This window comes from Acidocella sp., assembly GCF_052326845.1.
Taxonomy (GTDB): domain Bacteria; phylum Pseudomonadota; class Alphaproteobacteria; order Acetobacterales; family Acetobacteraceae; genus Acidocella.
On sequence record NZ_JBKQJR010000049.1, the window covers coordinates 1 to 2798 of the forward strand.

Annotated in this window: 2 protein-coding genes and 1 pseudogene; all 3 read right to left on the reverse strand. The window is 60.6% G+C overall.

All coding sequences use genetic code 11. The features are described 5' to 3' along the window. A pseudogene (locus tag ACLPJJ_RS03250) lies at positions 1-853 on the reverse strand (hypothetical protein); the annotation flags it as partial. Positions 854-933: 80 nt separating this feature from the next. Then, complete coding sequence (locus tag ACLPJJ_RS03255) at positions 934-1431, reverse strand: hypothetical protein (RefSeq protein WP_443589425.1); 498 nt, start codon at positions 1429-1431, stop codon at positions 934-936. Positions 1432-1728: 297 nt separating this feature from the next. Beyond that, positions 1729-2502, reverse strand: coding sequence for a PhzF family phenazine biosynthesis protein (locus ACLPJJ_RS03260; protein WP_443589427.1), 774 nt, complete (start codon positions 2500-2502; stop codon positions 1729-1731). Between the last annotated feature and the right edge of the window lie 296 nt (positions 2503-2798).

A 2798-nucleotide genomic window follows, 5' to 3' on the forward strand; every position in this document is an offset into this window, starting at 1 on the left:
GTTCATCGGCGGCGGCCTGCTGTCGCTGCGCGCCTCCTCCGCCCCTTACCCAGTCTACCTGAGCCTCCAGAACGGAGTCACGCGGGTCAGCCTGACCGGCACAATCGACGACCCCGAAGCTTTCACCGGCACGCATCTGCGCCTCTCCGTCTCCGGCCAGAACATGGCTGACCTGCGTGATGCCGTTCTGGAGGCTCAGGTAGACCGGGTAAGGGGCGGAGGAGGCACGCAGTGACAGTAGGTCGCCGCCGATGAACTGGCCGGTGATCGGGGCGTTATCATAAGTGCCTTGCGCGTCCACCAGGATCTCGCCACCCGTGAAAAGCTTGTCGCCAGGGGGGGCAGGACGGGTCTGGATGGTGAGGGTAAAATCGGTGTTTAGCTTTGGCATGACGATGCTGGCGATGCCGTCATTGATGATAATATCACCGAATTTTGGCGGTCTGCGGGTGGAGCCGCCGGATGTAGGCGGCGCGGGGTAATTGCTTGTGCCATCAGGGAGTTGGCGGATATTCGCGACGGGGTGGTCGACCTCGATACTGGTGAGCGAGAGGGTGCGGTGTTCGATAGACTCCATCACATCCACATTCACGAGCATACGGTCGATGCTGGCGAGCTGTGCTTCGTTCGTGGGAAAACCGCCGGGATTGGCGATGGTGATGCCGGTGGCGGCGATCGTGGTCGTGTGGCCAAGAGCGACATGGAGATGCTGAATTGTAACCTCATGGCCTAGGGAGGCGGAGGCCTCGGCGTCGATGAGGGGGATGAACCAATCCCAGTTCCAGAAAATCGCCAAAAGCGGGATGATGATTGCCGGGGGGAGCAGGCGTTTGAGCCAGATGTTGTCGCGCATGGTCCGCTCTTTTGCCTATTTGGGAAATCGCGTCCAATAAGCTCCCTTTGAGAATTTGGCTGCTCTATTAAATCAATGGCTTATAGATTCATGCTGACAGTGTCACCACTGGGCGCGATTTTGCGCGCTGCTGCTGTCGCCATTGGCAGTTTCCATAAATCACGTTCTGCTGCGTTGACACGATGGGCATAGACGAACGCAAAAGCAGTCGGGTTCGTGTCCGCAGCACCGGCAGGCCTTACAAGCTGGTCAAGCGCGACGGCAGCCGCTGCGCCGAGTTCTGGAAACTGCCGAACGGTCAGTATGATCTTCGCGTTGTATCGCCCTTCTATACCGCGCAACAGGCAGAAGCCCAACGCCTCGGCTGCAAAATTGCAGATATGCGCCCGGTTTGCGCCGGCAAAGAGCAGGCCGATCGGCGCATCCGCGACATTGCCAAGGCACACCCCCATAAAATCCCCACGGCGACATAGCTGATTATCGCAGGCTTCGAGAACCAGATTGAGATGAACCCAGCCAAACATATGCAATAACAGCGATTTTGGCGCTTTTTGACCAGCCGACCGCAGATCAACCACGAACTCCGAATCTGAGGGTCCGGAGTTCGAATCTCTTCTGGCGCGCTATTTTCCTTAGAAAAAACAATGGTTTCCGGCAGGTTCTGCTGGGCCTCCGCGCGGGGCATTTCCCTCGTCCCAGAGTTTCCTCCAAAATGGCCGTCAGTGGTGCCGTGGGGCGGCAGAACATGCATAAAGCGGCGAAGGCCGCTGACACACGTCAGCCATCAGCAGGACAACGTGCCATCAACGCATGTTACGCAGGTGCCGCCCAGGCTGACTTGGCCGGCGGCATCGACCGCCACCAAGACGCGCCCATCACGTCCGACGCAGCGCCCCCTGAGCGGCCATGTAGTTGGTGCCGGTGGTGGGCAGCTGGCCCCGCTCCCATCGAAACGCCGCGATGCTGCCATTGCCGCTGCCGCACACCGGGTCTTCATCAATACCGCAGGACGGCGCGAAGGAGCGCACCTCGATCTCGGCATCGCCGCTCTCATGAGCGCCGAACAGCGAGAGGCCCGTCGCCCCGAGGCGCCGCTCGAACGCGGCCGAACGGGCAAAATCGGGCGTCAAGGCGAGGAGATGCGCGGCACTCGGCAGCTGCGCCACCACCCAAACCGCGCCGACATTGACGAGGGCGGGCGGCACGTCCCTGAGAACAGGCTGACCGAGTACGGCTTCCAATTCCTCTACCTCGTCCGGCGTGAGCGTCCGCAACGCGGCTGGCGGCAGGCCGAGCGTCAAACGACCCGTATCTTCGACCGTGATGCGGACAAGTCCAACGCCGCACTCCTGCACCAACCTCCCGTCACGCGGCGCAACGCGCCCAGCCTCTAGGACCGCATAGGCGCTGCCAAGTGTGGGGTGCCCGGCGAAGGGCAGTTCGCTGCGCGGCGTGAATATCCGCAAGCGGTAATCGGCTGCCGCATTGGTTGGCGGCAGCAGGAAGGTCGTTTCGGAAAGGTTGGTCCAGCGGGCGATGCGCTGCATCGCTTCCGTATCCAGGCCATCGGCGTCGAGCACAACGGCCACTGGATTGCCCAAAAGAGGCGTGCTGGTGAATACGTCGACGACCTTGTAGGCACGCTGCATGGCAATGCTCCGCTGTTAGAGAGGCAATTCTGACGTATGCTTGACTGTCTGCCTAGCACTACAGTTGCATTTTTGATTTAAGATGGGCTGGTCTGGCTGCGGCCTGATGGGCCCGTCTGAATGTTGACCATTTAAGGATGCGCGCGACGGGCAGTTGGCGCTGAGCGAGCTTCAGGGCGAGCCGCCGGATTTCCTGGACGGACCATCGGATGAGTTCTTTCCTGTCCTGGGCTTCGTTTTTTTCGGTGTAATGGCGTTAGCGCGATAGCGGACAGCGGCCATCATGGCGTAGGCGA

Excerpts from the sequence above, each read along its gene's own strand:
- ACLPJJ_RS03260 (WP_443589427.1), bottom strand. The coding sequence starts at position 2,502 with ATGCAGCGTGCCTACAAGGTCGTCGACGTATTCACCAGCACGCCTCTT.